Here is a 25,015-nt window from a genome sequence, read left to right as displayed (position 1 = left end):
GAAGCATCTTAAAAAGATACATCAGCGTCTAAACGTTCGACACTCAGGTCTCAGGAAAATAATCCCAAAACCAGCAGCACCAAAACGCCGCCAACATATCCCTTCCAATTCCATATTCAATTTTCAAAGATCATCATCTCATCCGCCCCGGCCAGACCCTCGAAGAAGGCCCCGCCGCGTCGGTGAACGGGCTTATACGGCCACCTACACACACCGTCAATCAAAAAATCATATAAAAATCAAAAAACTGATTTTTTATGAAAATCCTTGAACCACTGGGCAAATTTCATAACCCCATCCTCAAGCGAGACGCTCGGAGTCCAGCCACATAATGCTTTCACATCCTCCAGGCTCGCCCAAGTTTTCTCCATATCCGCCACGGGGCGAGCTTGATGTTCTATGCATGCAGATCGCCCAAGATGTTTTTCCAGCAGAGCAATCAGTGTCGTCACTTTTTCCGGGCGATCTCCCCCCAGATTCAAGATGCGCGCCTCACCCACTTGAGGAGGAACGTCCATGATCGAAAGAACACCCGATGTGATGTCATCTATATAGGTGAAATCCCGAGACAGTCCTTTTCCCTCATAAAGGGTAACCGGACGCCCCTCGCAAATAGCTTTCGCGAAACCGTAATAAGCCATGTCTGGCCTACCCCACGGCCCGTAGACTGTAAAGAACCGCAAGCCTGTCTGTGGAATACCGTGAAGATAAGCATATGCGGAGGCCGTCAGCTCACCTGCGCGCTTTGTAACCGCATAAAGTGAGCCCGGCTCATCCACGCGATCACTCTCTTTGAAAGGCAACGACTGGTTGCGACCATAGACCGAGGACGAAGACGCATAGACAAAATGCTTCAATCTTTTCAGATTTCTGGACGCCTCCAGCAAAACAACCTGCCCCATGACATTCGCTTGTACATAGGAATACGGGTCTATGAGTGAGTATCGAACTCCCGCCTGAGCTGCCAGATGAATGATGACTTCAATATCAGAATGACCATCAATGACTGATCGCATAGCCTCGCGGTCAGACACATCCTTCTGCTCGAACACAAACCCTTTTTGACACGTCAGTCTGTTCAGGCGCGCCGTTTTCAAGAGCGGGTCATAATAATCATTCAGCGTATCAACGCCGACTACCTCCATGCCTCGCGCCAGCAAGGCATGCGAGACGTGAAAACCGATAAATCCCGCTGCCCCGGTAACTAAAACCTTCACGTATCAGCGCTTCAGTGCCGGGCTACTTACGGTATCCCCTACGCGGATACCCAACTCTTCCGTAACCCCTCCAGCAAGCTCAAGCGTGTTGGCCACAACCCCGTCACTACTCAGGATTGCCTCACTCAGCGGAACCGCCTTCTCCGCAATGGCATGAACATGATTAGTGGAATCAATGAAAACGATATCGAGGGATACCAGTGTGTTCCTCATCCACATGTCGGAAACCTGCGGCTGCGGCCACAGGAAAAGCATTCCCTTGTTTTTGGCCAGATCCTTGCGGAACATTTCGCCTACTTCCTGTTCCCTGTAGGTTTTGGCCAACTCCACCGTAAACGAGTGCTTAACTCCGTCTTGCGTCGTGATTGTCAAAGGTGCTGTCGGAAGAACAGGCTGCGCCTGACGAATAGGTTCTTCTGCGGCACAGGCGGAAGCCGTCATACTGCCCGCGAGAACACCTATCGCACCTAATATGGAACAAGCCATTACACGCATGGGAAACCCTCTTTGAAATTTATCGTTCAGAAACAAGAAATGGATTGGACCGGCGTTCTTCCCCAATGGTCGTAGGCATTCCATGCCCACACAGCACCACAGTCTCATCCGGCAAACTCATGAGATGTTGGCGAATACCTGCAATCAGCGCAGGAGCATCCCCATAAGCAAAATCGGTTCGGCCTACCGTCCGGCGGAACAATGTATCGCCAACAATGGCACGACGACTGCCATGATCCACAAACACGATATGTCCTGGCGTATGTCCGGGAATATGACGCACCTCGATATCATGGCCCAGAAGTTGGAGTGTCTCACCGCTTTCCAGAAAGCGGTCCGGAACAACACTCACCATCCCTGTCATACCAAAATGCGCAGCCTGTTTCTCAATACTACTTAGCAGGAACGCATCACGCCGATCTGGCCCGAGAACAGGCACAGGATCTGATTGAATTTTATTCAGGCGTTCCCGGAGCTCATCAGCGCCGCCAGCATGATCAAGATGTCCATGCGTAAGAAGAATAGCCTTAACCGTCAGCCCACGGAGCTGAGAGAGCAGTTCATCCACATCCCCCCCTGGATCGACCACCACGGCATGGTTCCGTTCGTCCCAGAGGATCGTGCAATTCTGCCGGATCGGCGTCACAGGCACTCTTTTGACATTCAAAGGGACCACGGTTTTTTCTCCCGCACGGCCAGTTTAGCGATACCTCCCGGCGATACCGCGTCCCACCCCCTACGACAAGGGAGCCAAGAGGTGATTGACCGCTTCTTAAAGCCGCCTCACTCTGGGGCTTTCCAATCTCGGGATCAGGATACCCCCATGAGCCGCATCATTCGCACAGAACCCAACGCCATTCTTTCCAAGGCTGTGGAATATCATGGCTTTGTTTTCACTCAAGGCGTTGTCGCCTCAGACCTGTCACAAGATATCGATGGCCAGACCAAAGACGTCCTGGCTCAACTCGATGCCATTCTTGAAGAACACGGCACAGACAATACCCGCATTCTTCAGGCACAGATCTGGCTTAAAGACATCGCAGACCGCAATGCTCTCAACACGCACTGGTCCGCATGGCTCCCGGAAGGACTAGCTCCTGCACGCGCCTGCGTTCAGGCTGTCATGGCTGACCCACGCATCCTCGTGGAAATCATGCTGACAACCACGAAATAAGCCACCCGACCAAATACGGCACAATTAAGGCAGAATGCGACACGAGAAAGATTTTCATTAGAAATGAAAATTTAACCCTCAGTGATGCATTCTGCCCTTGTCAGGGTTGCATGAAGATTGTTAGCTCCCTGTCACCCGAACGACACAAGCCTATTCAGGATCAAAAAGATCGTGACGCATAAAAGTTGCCGGAAAACATTTTTCTCTGCCCTGGCGCTCTCAGCTGTCATGTTCTTTGCGAGTCATGCACAGGCCAAACACCTTCGTGGTTCACATGGCGGTCATAGTGTCTTCCGCTCTCATCGAGCCTCTCATTCCTACCACCACACCTTTTCAGCGGCGCACGTTATTCAGTGCGTAGCTTACGCTAAGGAAGCTTCTTCCGTCGTGCTGCACGGCAACGCACGGGACTGGTGGTATAACGCCGCGGGCCGCTATGCTCGTGGTAACGCTCCTGAGGCGGGATCAGTTCTAAATTTCCGTGGCATCCGTCGTATGCCTCTGGGTCACGTCGCTGTTGTCCGTTCCGTCGAGAACAATCGCACAATCTACATTGACCAGTCTCACTGGGCGTCCAACGGCATTGCACACAACGTGCGCGTCGTTGATGTGTCACCCAACAATGACTGGAGTGCAGTCCGCGTTGCCCTCAACGACCGTAGCGGCCGTCTTGGCAGCATTTACCCGACATACGGCTTCATCTATGGCCGCGCAGACGATGGTCGCCAGGCGCCGCAGGTCATGGTCGCCCGCGAAAGCCATGCAACCACCTTCCGTCATCGTGCGATCTTCAGAGGATCGAATGCTCTGAGTCATCCGATGAGCAACACAGAAGTGGCGGAAGCCCCGGACGATGCCTTTACATCTGACGCGCCGAACCGGTCTATCCGATAAGAATACTCCAGAAGCGAAAAGCGGGGCTAAGTGCCCCGCTTTTTTTATACCCAATCGCTCAGAAACTGCTTAATCAGGCCGGCTATCTTTATGATACGGATGGTTCGAATTGATAGCCTGAGCGCGGAACACCTGCTCGGCAATCATCACGCGCACTAGCATGTGGGGCCAAGTCATCGCTCCGAGAGCAATAACGGCGTCGGCTCTTTGGATCACTGATCCATCAAGCCCCTCTGCTCCGCCAATCAAGAAATGTACCGGACGGCCAGTTTCCTGCCATCGAGCAAACATAGCCGCAAACTGCAGGCTGCTAAATGTCTTTCCTCCCTCATCGAGGGCAACGACAAAAGCATTTTCAGGACAGGCACCTAGAAGTCCGGCAGCGTCTTTGCGCTTCTGCTCCATGACAGAGCCTTTGGAGGGCGCAATCTCTGCCACAGTCAACGCAGGCCGAATCCGGGCAGCGTAACGGTCGAAAAGCTCCCGTTCCGGGCCGGACTTCAGTCGTCCAATAGCAACGAGCTTCATTCAGCCCTGCTCTTCGTCCTTACCGACAGCCACTTCGGATTCGCTCGAATCCAGATCAGAGCCCCACATCTTTTCAAGAGCATACAGCTCGCGGCTTTCTGGCTTGAAAAGATGAACAACAACATCTCCCGTATCCAGAAGCACCCAGTCGCTGCCATTCGCGCCTTCAACCAGAACCCGGTTGAAGCCGTCTTCACCCAGCTTCTTCTCGATGTGATGCGCCATGGCCGCAATCTGTCGATCCGCCAGACCGGTCGCCACAACCATACGGTCGGCAAAATTGGCACGGCCAACCAGATCCAGAACCACGATATCCTCTGCCTTGTCTTCCTCAAGGCTGGCCGTGATTATGGACAGCATTTTTGTCAGGACATCAGGCTGTACCGGCTCGCGCTTGGCAGCAGTCTTCTTGGGACCAGCAGCGGCTGCCTTCTTGCGGGGCGTTCCAGGCACCTTGGCAGCCTCGGCCAGTGCCGCATCAGGGGTGCTGGTTTTCCGACGCGTGGTCTTGGCCTTTGGGTCGGTTGAGGTCGTCTTGGTGATGGCTTTTACTCCTGATCCGGTTCCAGACAGATTTGCCCGGACTCTCGCAACGCTGTAGCCGATATATCGTTCTGCGGCGCAGAAAGGAACGTCCATGCGCATCCTTTTCTTTGCGCCAGTATAGCAGCCTCCCTCGAAGGCCGTCGATTTCGCCGTAAAGCAGACGCCGCAGCCCCGTGCAACGCAGGCGTTACGCTCCCTGGCCGCGGCAGAATCGCTATAGGTACCATACGGGCCAGCATTCTCCAGTTTTTCCAGCGCGAGAATTGCGCCAGCCCATCTGCTCCCATCAACCAGACAAACTGAACATGAGGAAAGCGCTTCTGAAGCAATGCCACAGTCTTCACTGTAAAACGCTGTTTCAGCCTTGCTTCTATATCCGTAGCACAGATTCGACGGCCATCAGCGATCTTCCGGGCTGACGCAAGGCGCGCCCTGAACGATCCCATGCCCTTTCGAGGCTTGAGAGGATTCCCAGGTGAGACCATCAGCCACACCTGATCCAATCGCAGAGATCGCAACGCCTGCTGAGCTACCTTCAGATGACCATAATGCGCCGGATTGAAAGAGCCACCCAGCAGCCCAATCCGCATACGTCGGCCATCGCCAAACGTCGGGATCGTATTCAGCCCCGCACCTGTCCGTTGCCAAGCACTTCGTACCGATAACAAGTCAACTGTTCGAGCCCCACCGGGCCTCGCGCATGCATCCGTCCCGTGGCAATACCGATTTCAGCCCCAAAGCCAAATTCACCGCCATCACAGAACTGAGTCGATGCATTCCACAGCACAACCGCACTATCGGTCCCATTCATGAACGCAGCAGCAATCTCAGAATCTTCCGCGATAATCGCTTCCGTATGAGCGCTGCCATGGCGCGCTATATGGTCGAGAGCCTCCTCAACGCCATCAATAACCGCGATGGACAGGATCGAATCCAGCCACTCCGTATCAAAATCCGCAGCGCTGGCAGCCGGTAAGGCCGGAATAATGGCTCTGGCAGCCTCATCGGCCCGGAACGTGCAACCCTTGGCCGCCAAATCGTTCACTATCAGCGGCAGCAGCGACGGAGCAATCGCCCGATCAATCAGAAGCGTTTCTGTTGCTCCACAGATACCCGTACGGCGCATCTTGGCATCCAACAAAACCCGACGCGCCATTTCAGGATCAGCACTGGCATGAACATACGTATGATTAAGTCCATCCGCATGCGCCAGAACAGGTACCCGCGCCTCACGCTGAACACGCTCGACCAAAGACTTCCCACCACGCGGAATGATAAGGTCCACCCCATCTGCTGCCTGAAGCAGAGCCCCAACCAGCGCACGATCAGCAGAGGGCAGAATTTGAACGCAAGCCGGATCAAGAGCCGCCTGCTCCAGCCCGGTAACCATCGCTGCGTGAATTGCACGCGCTGAATGAAGGCTTTCGCCCCCACCACGCAAAATCACAGCATTGCCGGACTTGATGCAAAGTGCCGCAGCATCCGCCCCAACATTCGGCCGGCTCTCATAAATCATGCCAATGACACCAAGCGGCACAGCAACTCGCCGGAACAGCAACCCGTTAGGGCGCTTCCACTCTGCCAGAATGCGTCCAAGCGGGTCAGGCAGCTTTGCAACGTCTTCCAGGCCCCTTGCCATGGCCTTAACGCGCTCAGGCGTTAAAGTCAGACGGTCCCGGAATGCAGCAGTCCGATCATCAGAAAGCCCGGCCAGATCCTGCTCGTTTGCCGCAACGATTGCTGCGCTGTTGGCACGAAGGGCCTGAGCCGCAGCATTCAGTGCCAGATTACGCGTCGCCTCATCCGCTCGCGCCAATCCACGAGCAGCCTGACGGGCCTTATCCGTCAGGCCCTTCAGAATGGCAGCCGCGTCAGACATTGAAGCGGAAGAGGAGGATATCTCCATCCTGCACAACATATTCCTTGCCTTCGATGCGCAACTTCCCAGCCTCCTTTGCTCCTGCTTCGCCATTGCAGGCCACATAGTCGTCAAAAGCAACCGTTTCGCAGGCAATAAAGCCACGTTCGAAGTCATTGTGAATAACAGCCGCAGCCTGCGGCGCTTTGGTTCCTTCCGTAATGGTCCAGGCCCGCGCTTCCTTCGGACCAACCGTAAAGTAGGTTCTAAGCCCCAGCAGACGATAGCCGGCCGCAATCACACGATCCAGACCACTATCATGTAGTCCCAGACCTTCCAGAAACTCAGTCCGGTCTTCCTGCGGCAACTGGCTGACTTCAGCCTCAATCGCAGCAGAAACGATCACAACACCAGCGCCCTCTTCTTCTGCCCGCTTACGAACAGCTTCAGAATGTGCATTCCCTGTTGCAGCGGAAGATTCTTCAACATTGCAAACATACAGGACAGGCTTGGTCGTCAGCAGTTGCAGCCGAGCGGCTTCAGCTTCCTGCCCCTTCGGCACAGCCGTACGTGCAGGTTTACCGTCACGTAATGCCGCAACCAGCGGTTCCATGATCTCAAGCTGAGCCTGCGCATCACGGTCATTCCCACGAGCGCGCTTCTGCAGATTAATCTGGCGCTTCTCAAGGCTTTCCAGATCCGCGAGCATCAACTCGGTTTCGATGATGTCCGCATCCCGAACCGGATCAACTCCACCTTCAACATGGGTGATGTCATCGTCTTCAAAGCAGCGCAGAACATGAATGATGGCATCTGTCTCGCGGATATTCGCCAGAAACTGGTTTCCCAGCCCCTCACCCTTCGACGCCCCACGGACCAGACCCGCAATGTCAACAAATTCAAGGCTCGTCGGAATTTCCTTCTGGGATTTTCCAATCTTTACCAGAATGTCCAACCGCGGGTCTGGCACAGCCACGCGGCCCGTATTCGGTTCAATGGTGCAGAATGGGTAGTTCGCTGCCTGCGCTGCGGCTGTTTCCGTCAGAGCATTGAACAACGTGGACTTGCCAACATTGGGCAGACCAACGATGCCGCAATTGAAACCCATTGTGCTCTCCATCTTTCAGGCCGCCACATCGGTCAGCCCAGTCTCAGAATTCAGTTGCCCTGTGTTCGCAGAATCCACGCCCATGGACAACACCTGCACCCGGCAAAACAGGCAGCAGAGTACGATTCCCGCCCGAGAACTCTCTCCGGCAACGATACCCGCACGTTATAACAGTGAAAAAAGCCGGCCATAAGAGACCTGAAGTCTCCAGGAACTCAGGCCGTAAGCAGCGCCACTTTTGTCATGAACGCTTCATTCTCGCCCTTGGCCAGAATAGGCGCAGCATCCGCAACCGCCTCAAGCCACCGCTCCAGCTCCGGTTCTTCCGCCTTGGCGAAATTTCCCAGAACATGCCCGTGCACCCGGTCCTTGTGCCCCGGATGGCCAATGCCCATCCGCACACGCCAGTAATCCGGTCCGGGAAGACAGCGATCCATTGAGCGCAGGCCATTATGCCCTGCCGCACCACCGCCGCGCTTGATGCGCAGCTTGCCGAAAGCAAGATCGAGTTCATCATGGAAAACGGTGATGTCGGCCTGCGCGATCTTAAAAAACTGCGCAGTCTGCTGAACGCTGTCGCCTGACAGGTTCATATAAGTCATCGGCTTGAGGAGGAAAMTTTTCTGCCCCCCAAGAACACCCTCGGAAATCTCCCCCCGAAAGCGCTTGCGCCMCGGGGAAAACCCGTGACGCCTGGCGATTTCATCAACCGCCATAAAGCCGATGTTATGTCGATGACGGCTCATCCCCGGCTCGGGATTGCCGAGACCGGTCCAGAGCCTCATGACTTACTTCTTCTTTGCGCCCGGCTTTGCGGTAGCTGCAGCAGCAGCGGCAGCAGCCTTGGCAGCAGCTTCAGCTTCCATTTCCGCATCAATGGTCGGCGGAGCGATAGAAGCGATCACGAGATCAGCAGCCTGATGACCCGTCAGCTTTACGCCTTCCGTGCCCTTCAGGTCGGACCAGCGAACGCTGTCATGAATGTCGAGGACACTCAGATCAACAGTGAAGCTTTCCGGAATGCTGGCTGCATCAGCAGCAACGTCCACGGAATGACGGACAACATTCAGAACGCCACCGCGCTTGATGCCAGGAGCCTTCTCTTCACCAACGAAGATGATGGAAACCTGAACATGCACCTTCGTGCCAGCTGCAACGCGCTGGAAGTCGATGTGAATCGGAGCATCCGTCACCGGGTGCAGCTGCACGTCACGGATCAGGGCTGCAACCGGCTCTGCGCCTTCTGCTGCCAGGTTGTACACGCGGGAGGACCAGCCACCACGGTGCAGTTCCTTCATGATCACGCGCGGATCAAGAGCAATGATGGAAGGCTCCTGCTTGCCACCATAGATTACTGCCGGAACCAGCCCGGCACGTCTCGTTGCGCGCGCTGCCCCCTTACCAGCCTTCGCGCGCGTCGAGACAGCAAGTGTCGTCAAATTAGCCACTGTTACGCTCCTGCGTATTGAATTTTGTCACCACACAGACCTCCAGGGGTGCCTGTGCGAGCGGCGAAATAGCGGAAAACTGCGCCACACACAACCTTTTTCCCAGATTCTACCTTCCTGATACCCTACCCCAACCATGGCTGGACCCACGCCCAAACCGCCAGATAGTCTGTCACAGTCCCCATAGTTGCCTGCGTCCCAGAGAATCCATGAGCATCGCCCTCCGCATCGAACATCTGCCATTCACACCCTTCCATCGCCGCCTACTGATCCTGGGGGGCTGCGGATATATGTTCGACGGCCTAGACTCGGCGATTGTAGCCTTCACACTCCCCGTCCTGAAAACGCAGTGGCATCTGTCTGGCCCCTCCCTCGGCCTTCTCGGAAGCGCTACGTATCTGGGCTACAGCATGGGCTCGCTCCTTGCTGGCTGGTGGGCCGACAGATCAGGACGCAAATCCGTCATGATGAGCGCCCTTGCCCTCTACGCTATCGGCTCCCTGCTTTCAGCTGTGTCCAGCTCCTTCAGCAGCTTCTTTTCAGCCCGTCTTCTTGCAGGACTAGGCGCAGGCGCAGAAGCAACCATTATCGCGCCCTATCTGAGCGAGTTTGTCTCTTCCCGCTATCGAGGCGCCTTCACGGCAAGTCTCACCGGGTTTTATTCGTTTGGATACGTAGCAGCAGCCATTCTCGGCTTCATGCTCGTTCCATCGTCTCCTGACGGCTGGCGGTGGGCCTTGATGGCCACAGCCCTGCCTGTCCTGATGCTATTATGGTGGAGGCGCACCCTTCCGGAATCTCCAAGATGGCTAGACCAACGCGGGCGGACACACGAAGCCTGCCATATCGTCGGACTGATCGAGCAGAGCGCAGGTCTGGCCGCAGGCCTCACAACGACATCACACTCAGAGCCGCAGGCGATCCGCCCGCTGAAGGACCTGTTTGCTCCAGATCTCAGACGCTCAACTCTCATGAGCTGGGTCATGTGGCTGACCATCACTTTCTGTTTCTATGCGTTCTTCACATGGATCCCCACTCTCATGATCGAACGCGGCATGACGGTCACACGCAGCTTCGCCTACGCCATTTCCATCTACTCAGCCCAACTCCCCGGATATCTTGCATCGGCATATTGTACCGAACGGCTCGGCCGCAGAACGACCGTAGCAACCTTCATGATCGCTGGCGGGATTAGCGCCATCGGCATGGCGGCCAGTCAGACCCCTGCTCAGGTTCTGGTTTTCGGCATCCTGCTGTCCATGTTCATGAACGGAACCTATGGCGGCATTTACGCTTATACACCCGAGCTTTTTCCGACAGCCCTCCGAGGGCGGGGAATGGGTCTCGCCTCAGCTATTGCTCGGCTAGGCGCCATATCTTCGCCCATCCTGATTGGCTGGATTTACCCCGCAGCAGGTTTCCCCGGAATTTTTGGCCTCACGACCTGCCTGCTCCTGCTAGGCGCGAGTGTCACATTGCTGTTTGGTCCCAAAACTGAAAAACGCCCGCTCGATCAGGAGCAGGCGTTTCCATAATTTACCAATACTTTCAGCACATCAAAGCATCGGCATCCCACCATTGACCGCCAGCAGCGCACCAGTCGTGTAACTATTCAGCGGGTCTGCAAAATAAACATAGGCACCCGCAAGTTCTGCTGGCTGACCCGGACGGCCCAGCGGGACATCAGAGCCCACTTTCTTCTGTGCCTCTTCAGGCATCCCCGTGGCAATGAAAGGCGTCCAGATCGGTCCCGGCATAACGCCATTTACACGGATCCCACGCGCCGCAAGCTGCTGCGCCATACTAACTGTAAAATTCGCAATCGCCGCTTTCGTCATGGAATACGGCACTAAGATCTCAGGAGGAGTTTTCAGATTAACTGAAGACGTATTGATGATGGATGCTCCTGCCTTCAAATGCGGCAAGGCAGCCTTCGTCAGGTAGAAGAGTGCATGCGTATTCGTGTCAAAATGCCGCTTCCATTCCTCCTCACTGATATCTTCCAGATGCTCCGCCCAATTCTGGAAAGCTGCATTATTAACAAGAACATCGAGATGCCTCAGCTCCGCGAGAACCTTATCTATAAGAGCTGAGCAATGGGCTGAATGCCGAATATCTCCGGGCAACAACAGACAACGACGCCCCTCTGCCTCAATCTGGGCTGCAATCTCCTTGGCATCCGAGCTTTCGTCTTCAAGATAGGAAATGGCAATGTCCGCCCCCTCCCGTGCAAAAGCCAGCGCAACAGCACGCCCGATACCAGAGTCACCACCAGTTATCAGAGCCACTTGTCCCTTCAGCTTGCCAGCCCCCTTGTAAGTCTTCTCGCCATAATCGGGCTGCGGCGTCATCTTCGCTGAGAGTCCTGGAAAGGGCTGACTCTGCGCTTCAAAAGGCGGCCGAGGATAACGGTTGCGAGGATGGACAGGCATTCAAGCCTCCTGCTCTGCGAAAACGATGCAAGTAAGTCTCTAACGGTCCGCTCTTTCTTTCAGTTCAGAACATTTCCTCAAATTATTTTCCGGAACATTTGCCCTCGTCTCGGACTTCTAAAGTGACAGATTTCCAAAAAAGGAAATCAACGCACAGGAATTGAATCGAAACACCCGGCGTTATTTGCGCCGGACATTCGAGACGACAGCAGATCGGACCGAACCATGAGCGACACGGCAGACAAACGCACCACCGTGACCATCGGTGACCAGACCTTCGAGCGCGGCCCTCAAGGCGCGACTCATCAGACGGCGGATGGCGACACACCGACCCTAACCACCCAGCAAGGCGTTCCCGTCGCGGATGACCAGAACTCCCTAAAAGCTGGCCCGCGCGGCGGAACGCTTCTGGAAGATTTCCATTTCCGGGAGAAGATCTTCCACTTCGATCACGAACGCATTCCTGAACGCGTTGTTCACGCGCGCGGCTACGGCGCTCATGGCTTCTTCGAACTCACAGACTCCCTGTCCGACTACACGACCGCAAGCGTCCTTGTAAAAACCGGCACCCGTGTTCCGGCATTCGTCCGCTTTTCAACCGTCGCAGGTGGCAAAGGCTCATTCGATCTCGCCCGCGACGTCCGCGGTTTCGCCGTGAAGCTCTACACCGAGGAGGGCAACTGGGATCTCGTGGGCAACAACATGCCCGTGTTCTTCATCCAGGACGCCATCAAGTTCCCGGACATGGTACACGCCGTAAAGGAAGAGCCCGATCGCGGCTTTCCGCAGGCACAGTCCGCTCATGACAACTTCTGGGATTTCGCATCTCTCTCGCCCGAAACCGTTCACATGCTCCTCTGGATCATGTCAGACCGGGCCATCCCCCGCTCCTTCCGCTTCATGGAAGGCTTCGGCGTCCACACCTTCCGGCTCATAAACGCCGAAGGAAAATCCACCTACGTGAAGTTCCACTGGAAGCCGAAACAGGGCCTTCAGTCAGTCGTCTGGAACGAAGCCGTCAAGATTAACGGCGCCGACCCTGACTTCCACCGCCGTGACCTATGGCAGGCCATCGAATCCGGGGACTATCCAGAATGGGAACTGGGCGTACAGCTCTTTGACGACGCCTTCGCCGACAAATTCGACTTCGATATTCTGGATGCGACCAAACTCATCCCGGAAGAACTCGTCCCCGTTCGACGGATCGGTCGCCTCGTGCTGGACCGCATGGTGGACAACTTCTTCGCTGAAACCGAACAGGTCGCCTTCTGCACCCAGAATGTTGTCCCCGGTATTGGCTTTACCAACGATCCGCTCCTGCAAGGCCGGAACTTCTCGTATCTGGATACGCAGACAAAGCGTCTCGGTGGCCCGAACTTCACGCATATCCCCATTAACGCGCCCAAATGCCCGTTCCACAACTTCCAGCAGGACGGCCACGCCGCCATGCACAACCCGAAGGGTCGCGTAAACTACGAACCCAACTCCTGGGGTTCAGGTCCGCGTGAAAACCCCAAGACCGGCTACAGGCACTTCCCCGACGACAACGGTCGCACAACCCGCGAACGCGGTGAACTCTTCGCCGATCACTACAGCCAGGCACGCCAGTTCTACATCAGCCAGACGAAGCCCGAACAAACGCACATCAAGAACGCATTCGTCTTCGAGCTCAGTAAGGTTGAAACACCAAACATCCGCTCCCGCGTCGTTGCTCATCTTCTGAACGTGGATGAAACGCTGGCCAAAGGCGTAGCTGAAGGTCTGGGCCTGAAAGATCTCCCCGCTCCAGCTCCAGCCGCCCGTACACCCATCACGGATTTGGCCGCCTCAACAGCGCTCAGCATCCTCAAGAACGGCCCCGACTCCTTCGCAGGCCGCAAACTGGGTGTCGTGATTACAGACGGTACGGATGCAGCACTGCTGGACGCTCTCCAGAAAGCTGCAAAGGCGGAAGGTACACTGATTGAACTGGTAGCTCCCGTTGTCGGCGGCGTAACACTAACAGACGGAAAAACCGTCCCGGCAGGCCAGAAAATCGTCGGTGCGCCATCCGTACTTTACGACGCCGTCGTGCTGCTTTCTTCTGCCGAGGGAACAAAGCTTCTGACCAGGGAAGCAACAGCCCGTGACTTCGTGGCCGATGCTTTCGCCCATGCCAAATTCATCGCCTACGGCCCGGATGCTGCCCCGCTTCTGGCAAAAGGCGGCATCACACCCGACGACATAGACGATGGTGTGATCGCCATCAAAAACGATGGCGATTTCAAACCCTTCATCACAACCTGCCGGAAGCTCCGCTTCTGGGATCGTGAAGCCAAAACCCACAGCGTCTGACACACGCATAGGAAAAGCCGGGGATCACACCCCGGCTTTTTTTAATGCTGAACAGAGGCCGCAACCCGCCGATCAGCTTCCTGCCGAACATGCGCAAAATCCTGCTTCAGCGGCTTGCCATGTTCCACCATCAGCACGCCCCCCACATAGACCTGCTCCAGATTTTCCTGAGCCGCCGCAAAAACCAGCGTGGCATACGGGTCAAACACATACCCAAGATTGGTCGGATCAATCACAAGGAAGTCCGCCAGTTTCCCGACTTCCAGACTTCCAAGACGATCCCCAACTTCTAGAACATCAGCACTTCCCCGCGTGTGCAGTCGCACCACATCATACGGGCTCATGATTGCAGCGCTCTGGTACTTGTCCCGGATGGCATAAAGCCCGGTCCGCATGTTCTCGAAAGGATCTGCCAGATCGGCACTGGCTTCCCCGTCCTCTCCCATCCCAACCCGCAAACCAGCTTTCAGATAGGCCGGAATATCCGCCGTCCCTGACGCCAGACGACCGTTTGAAAGCGGATTCCAGACCATGGACGCCCCAGCCTTTACGGATCGAGCAATAATCTCAGGCGTCGTATGAATGAAATGCCCGAAAATCAGATGAGGCCCGAGAATGCCTTCATCCTCAAACCAGTGGAACCGAGCCTGCTGGGCTGAAACGTTTTCAGGCGGCTCCAGATAATGGCTCTGGTTGGACAGACGATACTCCCGCATCAACGCGCCTTCGATCTTCGCAACGTCTCCGGTGTCGTGAAATCCCGCCCCACCATTGATCATCACAGACAGGAACGTAGACCCCACATGCTGCCCGGCGGACCACGCCAGAAAATCCCCAACATGCTGACGAGCCTTTGCGAGTGACACATCGGCTTTACCCGGCAATGGCTCAAGACCATGTACAAATCGAATGCCGGAGGCTGTTTCAGCCTGAAACTGCAAACGATCCGTTTGCGCGACCATCTTCGGGCTCGCCCCGCCATAATTGAAATTATAGGCAGCCGTGACGCCATGAGCGAGATGATCCAGCGCGCCATCGAGAGTGAACCAATAAATATCCTCAGCTCGCGCCACACTCGCCTTGCCGGAATACAAAGCCGTAATCCATCCCATCAACGTCTGATCCGCCGCGAGGCCACGATACGCGGCCTGCCAGAGGTGGCTATGAGCGGAAATGAACCCTGGCATGACCCAATGTCCATGCAGATCCACATCCTGATCCGCTTGAAGATCCTTGGGTGGAGCACCGGGGCCAATATGATCGATCACGCCATCTGAACGAACAGAAAAATACCCTTTAAAAGGCGCTTTCTGCCCATCAGCCATCGAAAAAATCAGGGCGTTACGAACCAGAAGATGAGACGGCTCGGCGTAGGCTACGCCCCCGGCACAGGCGGCCACCAGCATGGAACAGAGAATCTGAGCAGGACGAAGCATTTTCATGCCGGAACGATAACAGTCCCAGCGATCCGCACAAGCGCTGCGGCACTCTGCAATACTATGATGAAACGCGAGGCCGGATTGCTGAGATCTGGTGACCAATATGGCCACCGCCTGCGAGTGTCCGTCGGCGGTGGCTGAAGAACCTCTGGTCCGTCAATGTATCCACACCCAGAACTTCAACCTGCTGAACACCAGCAGCTTTCAAACGCGCCGAGCAGTATTCTGGCAAATCGAACATGAAATGCCCTGCCCGTTCCGCCACGCGGAAAAACACGCCTGCGTTCCCGTCCTGAGCCAGAACGGCATCCCGCATATCCGGGCCAACCTCATAACTCTCAGGCCCAATGCAAGGGCCGACTACTGCCCGAATATTCGTGGCGCCCAGAGCTTTCATTTGCGTCACAGCAGATTCGAGAACGCCGCCTACCGCTCCACGCCATCCTGCATGCGCGGCTCCCACAATACGTCCATCCTCGGAAGCCAGAAGAACAGGCCCGCAGTCTGCCGTAATGACCCCAACACCGACGCCAGGGCGATCCGTCACCAGCGCATCGCCATCCTGCCCACGCCCCATAGCCCAGAGAACCGTCTCCCGGGTCACTGGAACCGTAATGTCACTATGCGTTTGCTTCAGACCCAGAAGCTTTTCTGGCTCAACCCCGATCTGCCGCGCAACACGCGCACGGTTTTCGCTCACATTTGCCAGATCATCAGGAGACGACAGAGAGCAGTTCAGGCTGTCATAAGGTTTCGGGGACACGCCGCCGAGGCGCGTAAAAAAGCCATGTGGCACGCCAAGACCATTACTTCTGAGAATAGCCTCAGACATGAGCGCTCTCCTGCGCCGGACGACGAAGGGCATACGTCATCAGACCTAACCCGGCGAGCGCCATCGGAATACACAGGATCTGCCCCATCGTGACCCCGCCGGCCAGAAAGCCGATATTCGCATCCGGCTCCCGAAAAAACTCACAGAAGCTCCGTGCGCAGGCATATCCAAAAAGGAACAACCCTGACAGAAATCCGAAATGTGCCCGCAATCTTGGACGGGTTGCGGCGAACAGCATGACGCACAACAGGAGAACGCCTTCCGTCAACGCCTCATAAAGCTCGGAAGGATGCCGTGCCACGGGGCCACCTGTGGGGAATACCATGGCCCACGGCAGATCAGGCGATGCTGGACGGCCCCAGAGTTCCCCGTTCACAAAATTGGCGCAACGACCTAGCGCCAACCCAATCGGAACCACCGGCACAATCCGGTCCGCAAAAGCCAGAAAGCTTAGACGGTTCTTCCAAGAGAAGAATGCCAGAGCCAGAATGACTCCCAGAGCTCCCCCATGAAACGACATCCCGCCGTCCCATGTCTTGATGATGTCCACTGGGTGCGCGAGATAATCCAGAGGTCGGTAGAACAACACGTACCCAAGACGACCACCCAAAAGAACACCCAAAATAGCGTAAAACAGGAAGTCATCGACCTGTTCACTAGTCGCTACTTCCGGTGCCAGCCTGTTCAATCGTCTCGCAATCGGCAACGCGATGATGAACGAAACCATATACGCCAAGGCATACCAGCGCACCGGCAGCGGGCCGACATGAAATGCAACGGGGTCAAACCCAGGGAACATCAAGGGCTGGCTCAAAGGTTTGACTCCGATCGAGAAAGATAATCACGCACATACTGCCGTATTCCGTCTTCAAGAGACGTGAACGGCGCATCATATCCTGCCTGACGCAAACGGCTCATGTCCGCACAGGTGAAGGACTGATACTGCCCGCGGAGCTTTTCAGGCATCTCGACGAATTCCACGTCCCGCGCCCGATGCGCAGCGTCACAGACCGCATGAGCCAGATCCAGATAGCTCCGCGCCACTCCGGTTCCGCAGTTGAAAAGACCACTGACATCCGGATGGTCGAAAAGCCATAGCATGACGTTCACAACATCCCCGACCCAGATAAAATCCCGCTTCTGTTGGCCATCAGCCATCCCCGGAACGTCAGATTTGAATAGTCGTGCAGCAGCCCCGCGCTGAAGGTCATCATACTTGACCTTCACGACGGAGATCATGGACCCTTTGTGATACTCATTCGGGCCATAAACATTGAAAAATTTCAGTCCAGCCCACTGCGGTGGGGCCGGATGCCCAGCTTCCAGCTCACGCTTTACCCACAGATCAAAAACCTGCTTTGACCATCCATAAAGGTTCAACGGTCTGAGATGATCAATCGCATCCAGCCCGTCACGGAACATCTCAGGCTGGTCTGCAGCGCCATATGTCGCCGCAGACGAAGCGTAAATCATCCGGACATCGTTCTGGGCGCACCAACGCCAGAGAAACTGCGACAACGCCACATTAGTCGACCAGACAAGGTCTCCGTCTCGTGCAGTCGTTGCGCTGATCGCGCCCATATGAAAGACCGCTTCGATCTTTGGCGCTGTCTCGAGGAAACTCGGGAGCGCCTCAGGCGTGATGATCTGATCCGGCGCATGAGACGCGAGGTTGCGCCATTTTACGCCCTCACGAAGCCGGTCCACAACAACCGTCCGCAGCCCGCGCTGACGCAGGGCGGCATGAAGGCACGATCCAATGAATCCGGCTCCGCCGGTGACGATAATCATCCTTCCTGTATAGTCTGCCCCCGAAAACGATCCAAGCGACGCGCCACACACGACACGCCGCCTCTCTGCAGGAGTTTCTCCCATGTCTGACAGACCCCGCTTCTTCGACGACCTCGCAGGCCTTGCCGGCAATGCTTTTTCGGCTGTCACCGGTGCCCGCGAAGAACTACACTCCATCATCCGCACCCGCGTTGACGAAGTCCTGACCTCCCTTGAACTGGTTCGTCGTGATGAGTTCGATGCCGTTCAGGAAATGGCGACGCGCGCGCGCATGGCACAGGACGAAGCAGAAGCCCGCCTTGCTGCCATCGAATCGCGCCTGACAGCACTCGAAGACCTCGCAACCGAAGAAAAGGGTGGCCCTCAGGGCTGAAACAGCCCCTCTTCGTTGCGATCCTGATGCAACACATCTTCGTACGAACTGATTGAAGCCGTGCGTGATACTTGCACACTTCACCAAGGCCACATAACGTGATCAGCGTCAGGAGTGGTCATCCCTCTCCTGACCGCAGACATCTGGAGCGCCGCACCGGTGCATGACCGGTTCCGGCCTCCACGGCCTTGGGAGATCCGACATGCCTGCCCTGAGCACCTCACTCACCACAGAAACCGAATCTCATCCGCTCGACCTTATGGAACAGGTCATGGGCCTCTACGAATGGGAATTCGAGCGCCTCGGCCAGTCCGAAATGGCAGCTCAGGCCCCAGGTCAATGGTGTGACTATTCTCTCTATTTCACCTGGTCAGACGAGCTTTCAGCCTTGCACCTGAACTGCACGCTGGATCTACGCTCCCCCACAGCACGTCGGCCAGACGTGCATGAACTGGTTTCCCTCGCCAATAACAAGCTATGGGTCGGCCATTTCATTATTGATACCGAAACCGGTGTCCCTTCTTTTCGCCATACGCTCCTGATGCGTGGGGTCTCCACACCTCCGGGTGAAAGCATGGAAGACCTGATCGATATCGCGATGTCAGAATGTGAGCGTTTTTATCCCGCGTTCCAGTTCACTCTCTGGGGCGGGAAATCTCCTCAGGATGCACTGGACGCAGCCATGCTCGATTGTGTCGGAGACGCGTGACCTTGCCATCAACACCTTCAATTCTACTGGTTGGTTGTGGAAAACTGGGAGGCGCGCTCCTCGATGGGTGGCTCGCCTCTCCCACACCTCCTCGCATCGTTGTCGTTGATCGTCATAGATCCGGTTCGGACGAAACCTGTTCAGTCGTTCGGGCCGCGTCTGACATTCCATCGACCTTTACGCCGGATATTATTGTCCTGGCCGTAAAACCTGCGACAGCGGAAGACGCGATCAGCGCCCTAGGGGAGTCCTTGGGCTCTCGCATGAACAAGGCTGCTCTGCTTTCCGTCATGGCCGGCCGAACCTGTGCCGCCCTGTCAGATGCGACATCTAAAGGCGGCGCCACCCTCCCCATTCTTCGCGCCATGCCGAACACACCGTCAGCAATCGGTGCAGGTATCAGCGGCTTTTATGCGTCTCCTCAGGCGACAGAAGAACAGACAAGCCTCTGCCACGAACTACTATTCGCCGTTGGCGATGTTGTCCGCGTCGATAGTGAGGAAGACCTTTTAGCAGTAACAGCCGTCTCCGGCTCGGGTCCTGCTTATGTGTTTCTTCTTGCTGAACTGCTTGAAAAGGCCGGAGAAGCACACGGCCTTTCCCAAACGACAGCACGCCGTCTGGCACGCGGAACAATCTACGGCGCAGGCCGGATGCTGGATGACATGCCTGACGACGCTGCCGATCTGCGCAAAGCTGTCACCAGCCCGAACGGAACAACCGCTGCTGCCCTGAATGTTCTCATGGCTCCAGACGCATGGCCGTCAAATATTTCAAAAGCCATTGACGCCGCCACAAAACGGGCCGACGAACTCGCCGGTTGATCGTTTCTCTCTGGTGGGAACTTGCTGACACTGGCAAACGCTCCCACCATTAAGAAACAAGATTTCTACAGGAGACCGGCATGGAAGAGCGGCAGGACCCATTTGACACCGATGAGCTGGCATCAGACAGCACACCGGAACTGGACAGGGAAGCCTTCGACATTGCTCTCCTCCAGTCTGCCTTGAGCTTGGCTGGCTCAGACGGCTGGCACCGGTTTTCTCTGGTCGATGCGGCACGAGAAGCAGGACTTCCTGTCGATGCTGTACGTTCCCGTTATCCGGTCAAAGCACTGCTGCTGCTGCGTCTGGGGCGGCTCGCCGATGAAAGCGCACTCCGCGACGAAGGAAATGGCGGTACCCTCCGCGAATATCTCTTCGACCTGATGATGCGCCGATTCGATATTTTCGAAGAATACCGCACAGGCGTCAGGGCTGTTCTTCACGCCCTTCCCTATGACCCCGCTCTGGCAGCCCTTCTCGCCGGAGCAACTGTGGATTCCATGCGCTGGCTTGCGGACGCAGCAGGCATGGACTGCTCTGGTCTCGGCGGCATCTGGCGTATCAATGCCCTGACCGCTGTCTGGGGACATGCGCTCCGGGCTTGGGAAAAAGACGAAAGCCAGGATCTCGGAAGCACCATGGCGGCCTTGGATCAGGCCCTCAACCGAGCCGAGCGTCTGGGTATCCTGAAGGCATCAGCCCGTCGCAATATGGACGAAGCCCTGCGCACTACAGGGCTGCCAGATCACGAACTGGAACTTGAATTCTGATATTGGGCTTTACGAGACGCGTCGGTTCGGATTAAAAGCCGATCCATCGCGTTCGTAAGAGCGATCTACTGGGGCGTAGCCAAGCGGTAAGGCAGCGGATTTTGATTCCGCCATGCGGAGGTTCGAATCCTCCCGCCCCAGCCAAACTCTCTATAAATTCTGCTTCAATCCAGGGCTTGCCTTGAATCGGACCGTTCGCCCGGCAGGAACCTCAACAGGCTCTCCTGTCCGTGGATTTATGGCATGACGTGCTTTTGTTTCGCACACAGTGAATGTCCCGAAAGAAGAGATAGTAAATCCCCCCTCGCGCTTTAGTTCATCAATAATAGCATCTACAAGATCGCTGGCCGCACGCTGTGCAGCGACACCTGTACAGTCGATAGAGTCCTGAAGAACGGCTGCGAGAAATGCCTTACTCATGGGCGCATGCTTCTCCTCTTTTGCGGACCTATCTCAGGATGTATCTTCAACACCTGAACATTCATCATCTTTTACAGCATTCCTCAGTATTTCTTACAATACAATCGGGCAACGATGATATAATCGCGCAAACAGCCTTAGCGTTCCATCGTCAGGGATTTCATGTCGCGTTCTATCTGCCTTTTCGCCTATCACGACCTATCAGCAACGCTGGCTCCACACACCAGACACCTCCTGAGCCAGATTGCAGGATGCGGGTTCGAACTTCATGTCGCGGTTTCCGGACTGGATCCAAATGACACGGCGAGAATGACAGCCCTCGAAAACAGCTTTGCCTCCGGTCCGATCCCGATCAGGGCTAACCTGTACGCCAGAAAGAATTCTGGTCTTGATTTTGGAGCCTGGCAGGACCTGCTCAATAACCACTGCGACGCGGGAGCGAGTGAAATCCTCTTCGCGAATGACAGCGTGTTCGGACCCATGACGCCCTTACGGCCCATTATGGAAAACATGCGGGCCACCCGCTCCCCTATCTGGGGCATGGTACGATCAGAAGCTATTACAGCTCATCTTCAGTCCTGGTTTCTCGTCATGACACGCGATGTCCTCGATCATCCCGCCATCAGGCGCGTGTTCCAGCAGCCATTCAACAGTATGAGCAAGCCGGAAATCGTCTTGCATGGTGAACTCGGTCTCGGCTTGGCCATACAGGCCGCCAAACTGGATATCGCAGCTTCATGGAGCAGCACACGGGGGCTGGCACGCCTTTTATCCTTGAACCCAATGCATACAGATTGGCGCACTGTGCTCCACTCAGGGCAAGCACCGTTCATTAAGACAGAGCTTCTGCGAGATAACCCAAGCGGGGTCGCGTCAGTCCATCTGTGGCGAAGCGAAATTCCTGACAAAACCTTTTTCGACCCAGACTGGATCGCACTCTATCTGGCCAATAACCCACCGCGCGTTCAGCACAAGAAGGCCGGTTTCCGGGCACGACTGGTGCAGGCCCTTGCCAGTGAAGACAGACTGCGTGCCTTACCAGCTCTTTTAATGGGTCACTAACTTGGTTTTACGCTTGGCCACGCGCTCCAGAAAGCCTAGCAACTCTTCTGTCTGCGCCTCATACGTTGCCAGATCGCCCTTGAATGGATTGACATATCCGTCAAACTTTTCGGCCTGATTGAGCAAGGCTTCAACAGCCGCTGCGAGTGTTTCAGGACGCCCATCAAGAGGAAGATGCGTCCCGTTGATCCCGTCCACAACATCCTCTGACTGTCCCCCTGGAGCAGTCGTCACAACCCAGACGTCGCGCGCCAGAGCTTCACGAACAGTCAGGCCATAACTCTCTTTCCATTGGGAAGGAAACAGAAGAACATCAATCTGATCATAGAAGTCATCGAGTCCAGCCTGCGTGAAGGCAGGTACAATTTTTAGATCCCCCTTTACTGACCAGTCTTCAGCATGAATGGACCTGAAACCAAGATTGATCTTGTTATCAACCAGAACCAGCTCCCAGTCAGATCGCTCAAGAGACTCCATACATTTTTTAAGCTGTGGATATCCCTTTACTGCCTCAGTTCCGCCAACGAATCCGAAGCGTAGCCGCGAGCCCGAAATTCTCTGGCGACGAAACCGTTCAGGCCACCGAAAGCCATTCCTGTTCACAACGATCCGCTCCGGCTCAACGCCATTAGCAAGATAAAGCTGACGATGCGCCTCAGACGGACTTATCAACAACGCCGCCTCAGCCAACGCCTGATGCATGATCGTCACGCGATCCCGTAAGTGTCGGGCATGAGGTTGGCACATCTGGCAAACCTGCTGGTCAATACGGGTCTGGAAGCAGTAAAGCCCATCTTCCCGGACCATGAACTGCCGGTCGCATAGCCACCACGCATCATGCAGTGTCAGAACGTACGGAACCCCGCGCTCCTGACAGACCCGCAGCATTGCAGTACCCAGCCCCTGAGCCGCATGCACATGCACGACATCTGGCTGATAAGCGTCCAACCAATCGGCAAACACCTCAGCCATCTGCGGATTGTCGAGAGCTCCTATGAGGTCTGTTCCCTCCGGAATTACCGCGGACAACACATCCGTACCGTTGATGACATAGCGAATACTTCCTGACAAATTCTCGTCCAGACGTGGACGAGACGTCATGACTCCCACTTCAACACCACGCTGCATGAGCCTTTCTGCCAACTCCTCTGCAACGATCGTCGCCCCTCCGAATGAGCGGGGAGCGTAATAGACATTTGCCATAAGGACGCGCAAAGCGTGCCGATCCGGCATCACAGGCATACCGAAAACAGCCTGCCCCTGCGTAACCGCCATCGCATCGGGCGCGTACCGTTCCATCACATCCTGCAGGGCCTGAGCCGCAAGGCGCCGACGCAGCGATATATCTCGGGCCAAAGTCAGAAAACTCTGTTTCCAGTCATCATCGGTGACGGCCAGCAGACCATTCTCGCCATGCCGCATCACAGAGAGAAAAGCACTCCGGGGGGAGCAAACCGAAGCAACCTGGACGACTGCCGCCTCCAGAAATTTGATATTGCTTTTGCAGTCGTTGAAGAGCGTCGGTTCCAGAGGTGCAATGGCAATATCCGTTCGGGAAAGCACGCCCAGATAGTCGCGATAGGACAACTCAGTGAGCCGCTCTACACGGTCTCCGAACTTATCAAAGTCACCCGAAAGCTTGAGTTGACCAATGACCCGCAGACATAACCGCGGCTCATCTTCCATCGCAGCAATCAGCCCGGCCTGAGCCTGTCGAAAATCTTCATCGTGCGTATTGGTTCCTGATCCATAAGAAACCCACACACGCTCCACGTCCGTACCTTCATGGGTCGGAAGAGACGCCGCGATCTCAAGCGTCTCATGATCAAGAGCATTTTCCAGCACTGAGACGTCTGTAAGGCCTGCGTCCAACATGGCTTGCGCCAATGCCGGGGTCGAAGCGATGCCACGGCCACAAGCCAGCATACAACGCCGGAATAAGGTAACACCCGACATGAGCAGATCCTGCTCTGCCTGCGGCAAACTGCTGATGTTCCCATTCTGAAGATACTCTTCAGCATCGAAAATAAGATCATCCACTTCCCACCACGGCTCAAGACGCAGGCGATGGGCCTCGGCGACCAGCTTCATGACAGTCTCGAAGCCAGGAACTCTGTAAAAAATAACCCGCGTACAAAGCTGTAACCCGGACATCGCAACACCAATGTCCCGCCAGTCCACAACCTGAACAGACCATCCAAGGCGTTCCAGAAGATCCCGCTTCTGCCAGACACGATACTTCGCACACTGCCGCAAAGAAACTTCTGCAATAATCAGAACTTTCGGGGCCAGTGCTGTCGCCGTTTTATCGAGTGGATCACTGTAAACGGAAAGCCCCGACACAGCTTCATCTGGAGACGCCTTCTTGGCAGAGGTAAGAGAAGCAGAAACTTCCCGCCCCTTCTTCCTGCCAGAACGAGGCAGAACCTGACGTACCAGAGCATTTCCTAAAGCGCTGGGGCCCCCTTTGCTCCAAAGTTCGAGAACGCGGTCAGGCAGGTCTTTGAGAGACCTTCCAGAAGGCAGACGACCTAGCGTCAACCCTCTTACGAGCCTCAGTGGAGTAGTAACCCGCCATGAGAGGGAGCTCTGAACAAGAGCCATCTGCTCCCGGAGGTGCGTGTTCTCAATTTGCAGTCCCTCAGCCCTCATTCCATTCAGACGTGCAGAACTGCGGTAACTCTCAAGCAGGACCCGCCGCGAATCTTCTTCGGCTGCCTCTGGAAGGAGTGTCACGTTGGAACCGGGATGCACTGTCATC

Annotated in this window: 26 protein-coding genes and 1 tRNA gene; 10 read left to right on the top strand and 17 right to left on the bottom strand. The window is 55.7% G+C overall.

The features are described 5' to 3' along the window. Nucleotides 1-239: 239 nt before the first annotated feature. From KP708_RS12700 to KP708_RS12690, 3 genes are read right to left on the bottom strand one after another with little or no spacing between them, the layout of a single operon-like run. Nucleotides 240-1,217, bottom strand: a complete 978-nt coding sequence (locus KP708_RS12700) for an NAD-dependent epimerase/dehydratase family protein (RefSeq protein WP_211500248.1) — start codon at nt 1,215-1,217, stop codon at nt 240-242. Nucleotides 1,218-1,220: 3 nt separating this feature from the next. Further along, nucleotides 1,221-1,712 (bottom strand): DUF192 domain-containing protein, encoded by a 492-nt coding sequence (locus KP708_RS12695; protein ID WP_215749491.1) that lies wholly within the window; start codon nt 1,710-1,712, stop codon nt 1,221-1,223. 19 nt (nt 1,713-1,731) lie between these two features. Beyond that, nucleotides 1,732-2,388 (bottom strand): MBL fold metallo-hydrolase, encoded by a 657-nt coding sequence (locus KP708_RS12690; protein WP_371822680.1) that lies wholly within the window; start codon nt 2,386-2,388, stop codon nt 1,732-1,734. Nucleotides 2,389-2,535: 147 nt separating this feature from the next. Here KP708_RS12690 and KP708_RS12685 point away from each other — a divergent pair, with 147 nt between their 5' ends. Together KP708_RS12685 and KP708_RS12680 are read left to right on the top strand one after the other, a co-directional pair. Then, nucleotides 2,536-2,886: a RidA family protein gene (locus tag KP708_RS12685; protein ID WP_046900317.1), complete on the top strand. Its 351-nt coding sequence runs from the start codon at nt 2,536-2,538 to the stop codon at nt 2,884-2,886. Nucleotides 2,887-3,057: 171 nt separating this feature from the next. Further along, nucleotides 3,058-3,780, top strand: a complete 723-nt coding sequence (locus KP708_RS12680; RefSeq protein WP_202206811.1) for a CHAP domain-containing protein — start codon at nt 3,058-3,060, stop codon at nt 3,778-3,780. A gap of 69 nt (nt 3,781-3,849) precedes the next feature. Here the strand turns inward: KP708_RS12680 and KP708_RS12675 are convergent, their stop codons facing one another. From KP708_RS12675 to KP708_RS12645, 7 genes are all read right to left on the bottom strand, one after another. Then, entirely contained in the window at nt 3,850-4,308 is a 459-nt protein-coding gene (locus tag KP708_RS12675; RefSeq protein ID WP_215749493.1) for a 23S rRNA (pseudouridine(1915)-N(3))-methyltransferase RlmH, read from the bottom strand. After that, nucleotides 4,309-4,761 (bottom strand): ribosome silencing factor, encoded by a 453-nt coding sequence (gene rsfS / locus KP708_RS12670; protein ID WP_215750086.1) that lies wholly within the window; start codon nt 4,759-4,761, stop codon nt 4,309-4,311. It abuts the gene before it with no gap. 95 nt (nt 4,762-4,856) lie between these two features. After that, on the bottom strand, nt 4,857-5,444 hold the full coding sequence (locus KP708_RS12665; RefSeq protein WP_244591078.1) for a nicotinate-nucleotide adenylyltransferase: 588 nt from the start codon (nt 5,442-5,444) through the stop codon (nt 4,857-4,859). 32 nt (nt 5,445-5,476) lie between these two features. Then, complete coding sequence (locus KP708_RS12660) at nt 5,477-6,733, bottom strand: glutamate-5-semialdehyde dehydrogenase (protein ID WP_215750084.1); 1,257 nt, start codon at nt 6,731-6,733, stop codon at nt 5,477-5,479. Continuing rightward, nucleotides 6,726-7,820, bottom strand: coding sequence for a redox-regulated ATPase YchF (gene ychF, locus KP708_RS12655; RefSeq protein WP_215749495.1), 1,095 nt, complete (start codon nt 7,818-7,820; stop codon nt 6,726-6,728). The genes KP708_RS12660 and ychF overlap by 8 nt, the downstream gene beginning before the upstream one ends. A 215-nt stretch (nt 7,821-8,035) precedes the next feature. Next, nucleotides 8,036-8,605 (bottom strand): aminoacyl-tRNA hydrolase, encoded by a 570-nt coding sequence (gene pth, locus KP708_RS12650; RefSeq protein ID WP_215757191.1) that lies wholly within the window; start codon nt 8,603-8,605, stop codon nt 8,036-8,038. Nucleotides 8,606-8,608: 3 nt separating this feature from the next. Continuing rightward, nucleotides 8,609-9,268 (bottom strand): 50S ribosomal protein L25/general stress protein Ctc, encoded by a 660-nt coding sequence (locus KP708_RS12645; protein WP_086634762.1) that lies wholly within the window; start codon nt 9,266-9,268, stop codon nt 8,609-8,611. Between the two features lie 209 nt (nt 9,269-9,477). Here KP708_RS12645 and KP708_RS12640 point away from each other — a divergent pair, with 209 nt between their 5' ends. Then, nucleotides 9,478-10,803, top strand: coding sequence for an MFS transporter (locus KP708_RS12640; protein WP_215749499.1), 1,326 nt, complete (start codon nt 9,478-9,480; stop codon nt 10,801-10,803). A 21-nt stretch (nt 10,804-10,824) separates the two neighbouring features. On the opposite strand, the gene KP708_RS12635 is transcribed toward KP708_RS12640, so the two are convergent. Further along, on the bottom strand, nt 10,825-11,700 hold the full coding sequence (locus KP708_RS12635) for an SDR family oxidoreductase (protein ID WP_215749501.1): 876 nt from the start codon (nt 11,698-11,700) through the stop codon (nt 10,825-10,827). 225 nt (nt 11,701-11,925) lie between these two features. Here KP708_RS12635 and KP708_RS12630 point away from each other — a divergent pair, with 225 nt between their 5' ends. After that, complete coding sequence (locus tag KP708_RS12630) at nt 11,926-14,034, top strand: catalase (protein ID WP_215749503.1); 2,109 nt, start codon at nt 11,926-11,928, stop codon at nt 14,032-14,034. Nucleotides 14,035-14,075: 41 nt separating this feature from the next. On the opposite strand, the gene KP708_RS12625 is transcribed toward KP708_RS12630, so the two are convergent. The 4 genes from KP708_RS12625 to rfaD are packed head-to-tail and all read right to left on the bottom strand — an operon-like array spanning nt 14,076 to nt 18,096. Beyond that, nucleotides 14,076-15,476 (bottom strand): amidohydrolase family protein, encoded by a 1,401-nt coding sequence (locus KP708_RS12625; RefSeq protein WP_215749505.1) that lies wholly within the window; start codon nt 15,474-15,476, stop codon nt 14,076-14,078. 55 nt (nt 15,477-15,531) lie between these two features. Further along, entirely contained in the window at nt 15,532-16,305 is a 774-nt protein-coding gene (gene pgeF, locus KP708_RS12620) for a peptidoglycan editing factor PgeF (protein ID WP_215749506.1), read from the bottom strand. After that, nucleotides 16,298-17,104 carry a prolipoprotein diacylglyceryl transferase gene (lgt, locus tag KP708_RS12615; protein ID WP_099211185.1) on the bottom strand — a complete coding sequence of 269 codons (807 nt, stop codon included), beginning with the start codon at nt 17,102-17,104 and terminating at the stop codon, nt 16,298-16,300. Before lgt ends, pgeF begins: the two co-directional genes overlap by 8 nt. An 11-nt stretch (nt 17,105-17,115) precedes the next feature. Then, nucleotides 17,116-18,096 carry an ADP-glyceromanno-heptose 6-epimerase gene (rfaD, locus tag KP708_RS12610; protein ID WP_215749509.1) on the bottom strand — a complete coding sequence of 327 codons (981 nt, stop codon included), beginning with the start codon at nt 18,094-18,096 and terminating at the stop codon, nt 17,116-17,118. Between the two features lie 82 nt (nt 18,097-18,178). On the opposite strand from rfaD, the gene KP708_RS12605 reads away from it, so the two are divergent. The 5 genes from KP708_RS12605 (at nt 18,179) to KP708_RS12585 (ending at nt 20,916) form a co-directional block, all read left to right on the top strand. Next, a complete protein-coding gene (locus KP708_RS12605) occupies nt 18,179-18,469 on the top strand; it encodes an accessory factor UbiK family protein (protein ID WP_202206821.1) in 291 nt (96 codons plus the stop codon). 202 nt (nt 18,470-18,671) lie between these two features. Continuing rightward, nucleotides 18,672-19,178 carry a YbjN domain-containing protein gene (locus KP708_RS12600; RefSeq protein ID WP_215749511.1) on the top strand — a complete coding sequence of 169 codons (507 nt, stop codon included), beginning with the start codon at nt 18,672-18,674 and terminating at the stop codon, nt 19,176-19,178. Nucleotides 19,179-19,180: 2 nt separating this feature from the next. Further along, nucleotides 19,181-20,002 carry a pyrroline-5-carboxylate reductase gene (gene proC, locus KP708_RS12595; protein WP_215750088.1) on the top strand — a complete coding sequence of 274 codons (822 nt, stop codon included), beginning with the start codon at nt 19,181-19,183 and terminating at the stop codon, nt 20,000-20,002. Nucleotides 20,003-20,082: 80 nt separating this feature from the next. Next, nucleotides 20,083-20,772: a TetR family transcriptional regulator gene (locus tag KP708_RS12590; protein ID WP_215749513.1), complete on the top strand. Its 690-nt coding sequence runs from the start codon at nt 20,083-20,085 to the stop codon at nt 20,770-20,772. Between the two features lie 69 nt (nt 20,773-20,841). After that, a tRNA-Gln gene (locus KP708_RS12585) sits at nt 20,842-20,916 on the top strand. A 6-nt stretch (nt 20,917-20,922) separates the two neighbouring features. Here KP708_RS12585 and KP708_RS12580 read toward each other — a convergent pair. Continuing rightward, nucleotides 20,923-21,192, bottom strand: coding sequence for an HU family DNA-binding protein (locus KP708_RS12580; RefSeq protein WP_202206824.1), 270 nt, complete (start codon nt 21,190-21,192; stop codon nt 20,923-20,925). A 162-nt stretch (nt 21,193-21,354) separates the two neighbouring features. Between KP708_RS12580 and KP708_RS12575 the strand changes: the two genes are divergently transcribed. Continuing rightward, a complete protein-coding gene (locus KP708_RS12575) occupies nt 21,355-22,254 on the top strand; it encodes a rhamnan synthesis F family protein (RefSeq protein ID WP_215749515.1) in 900 nt (299 codons plus the stop codon). On the opposite strand, the gene KP708_RS12570 is transcribed toward KP708_RS12575, so the two are convergent. Then, nucleotides 22,240-25,014 carry a glycosyltransferase gene (locus tag KP708_RS12570; protein WP_215749517.1) on the bottom strand — a complete coding sequence of 925 codons (2,775 nt, stop codon included), beginning with the start codon at nt 25,012-25,014 and terminating at the stop codon, nt 22,240-22,242. The two genes, KP708_RS12575 and KP708_RS12570, sit on opposite strands and share 15 nt — an antisense overlap. Nucleotide 25,015 lies beyond the last annotated feature (1 nt).

This window comes from Gluconobacter sp. P5H9_a (assembly GCF_018812085.1).
Lineage (GTDB): Bacteria > Pseudomonadota > Alphaproteobacteria > Acetobacterales > Acetobacteraceae > Gluconobacter.
This window is presented reverse-complemented; position numbering and strand designations above follow the sequence as displayed.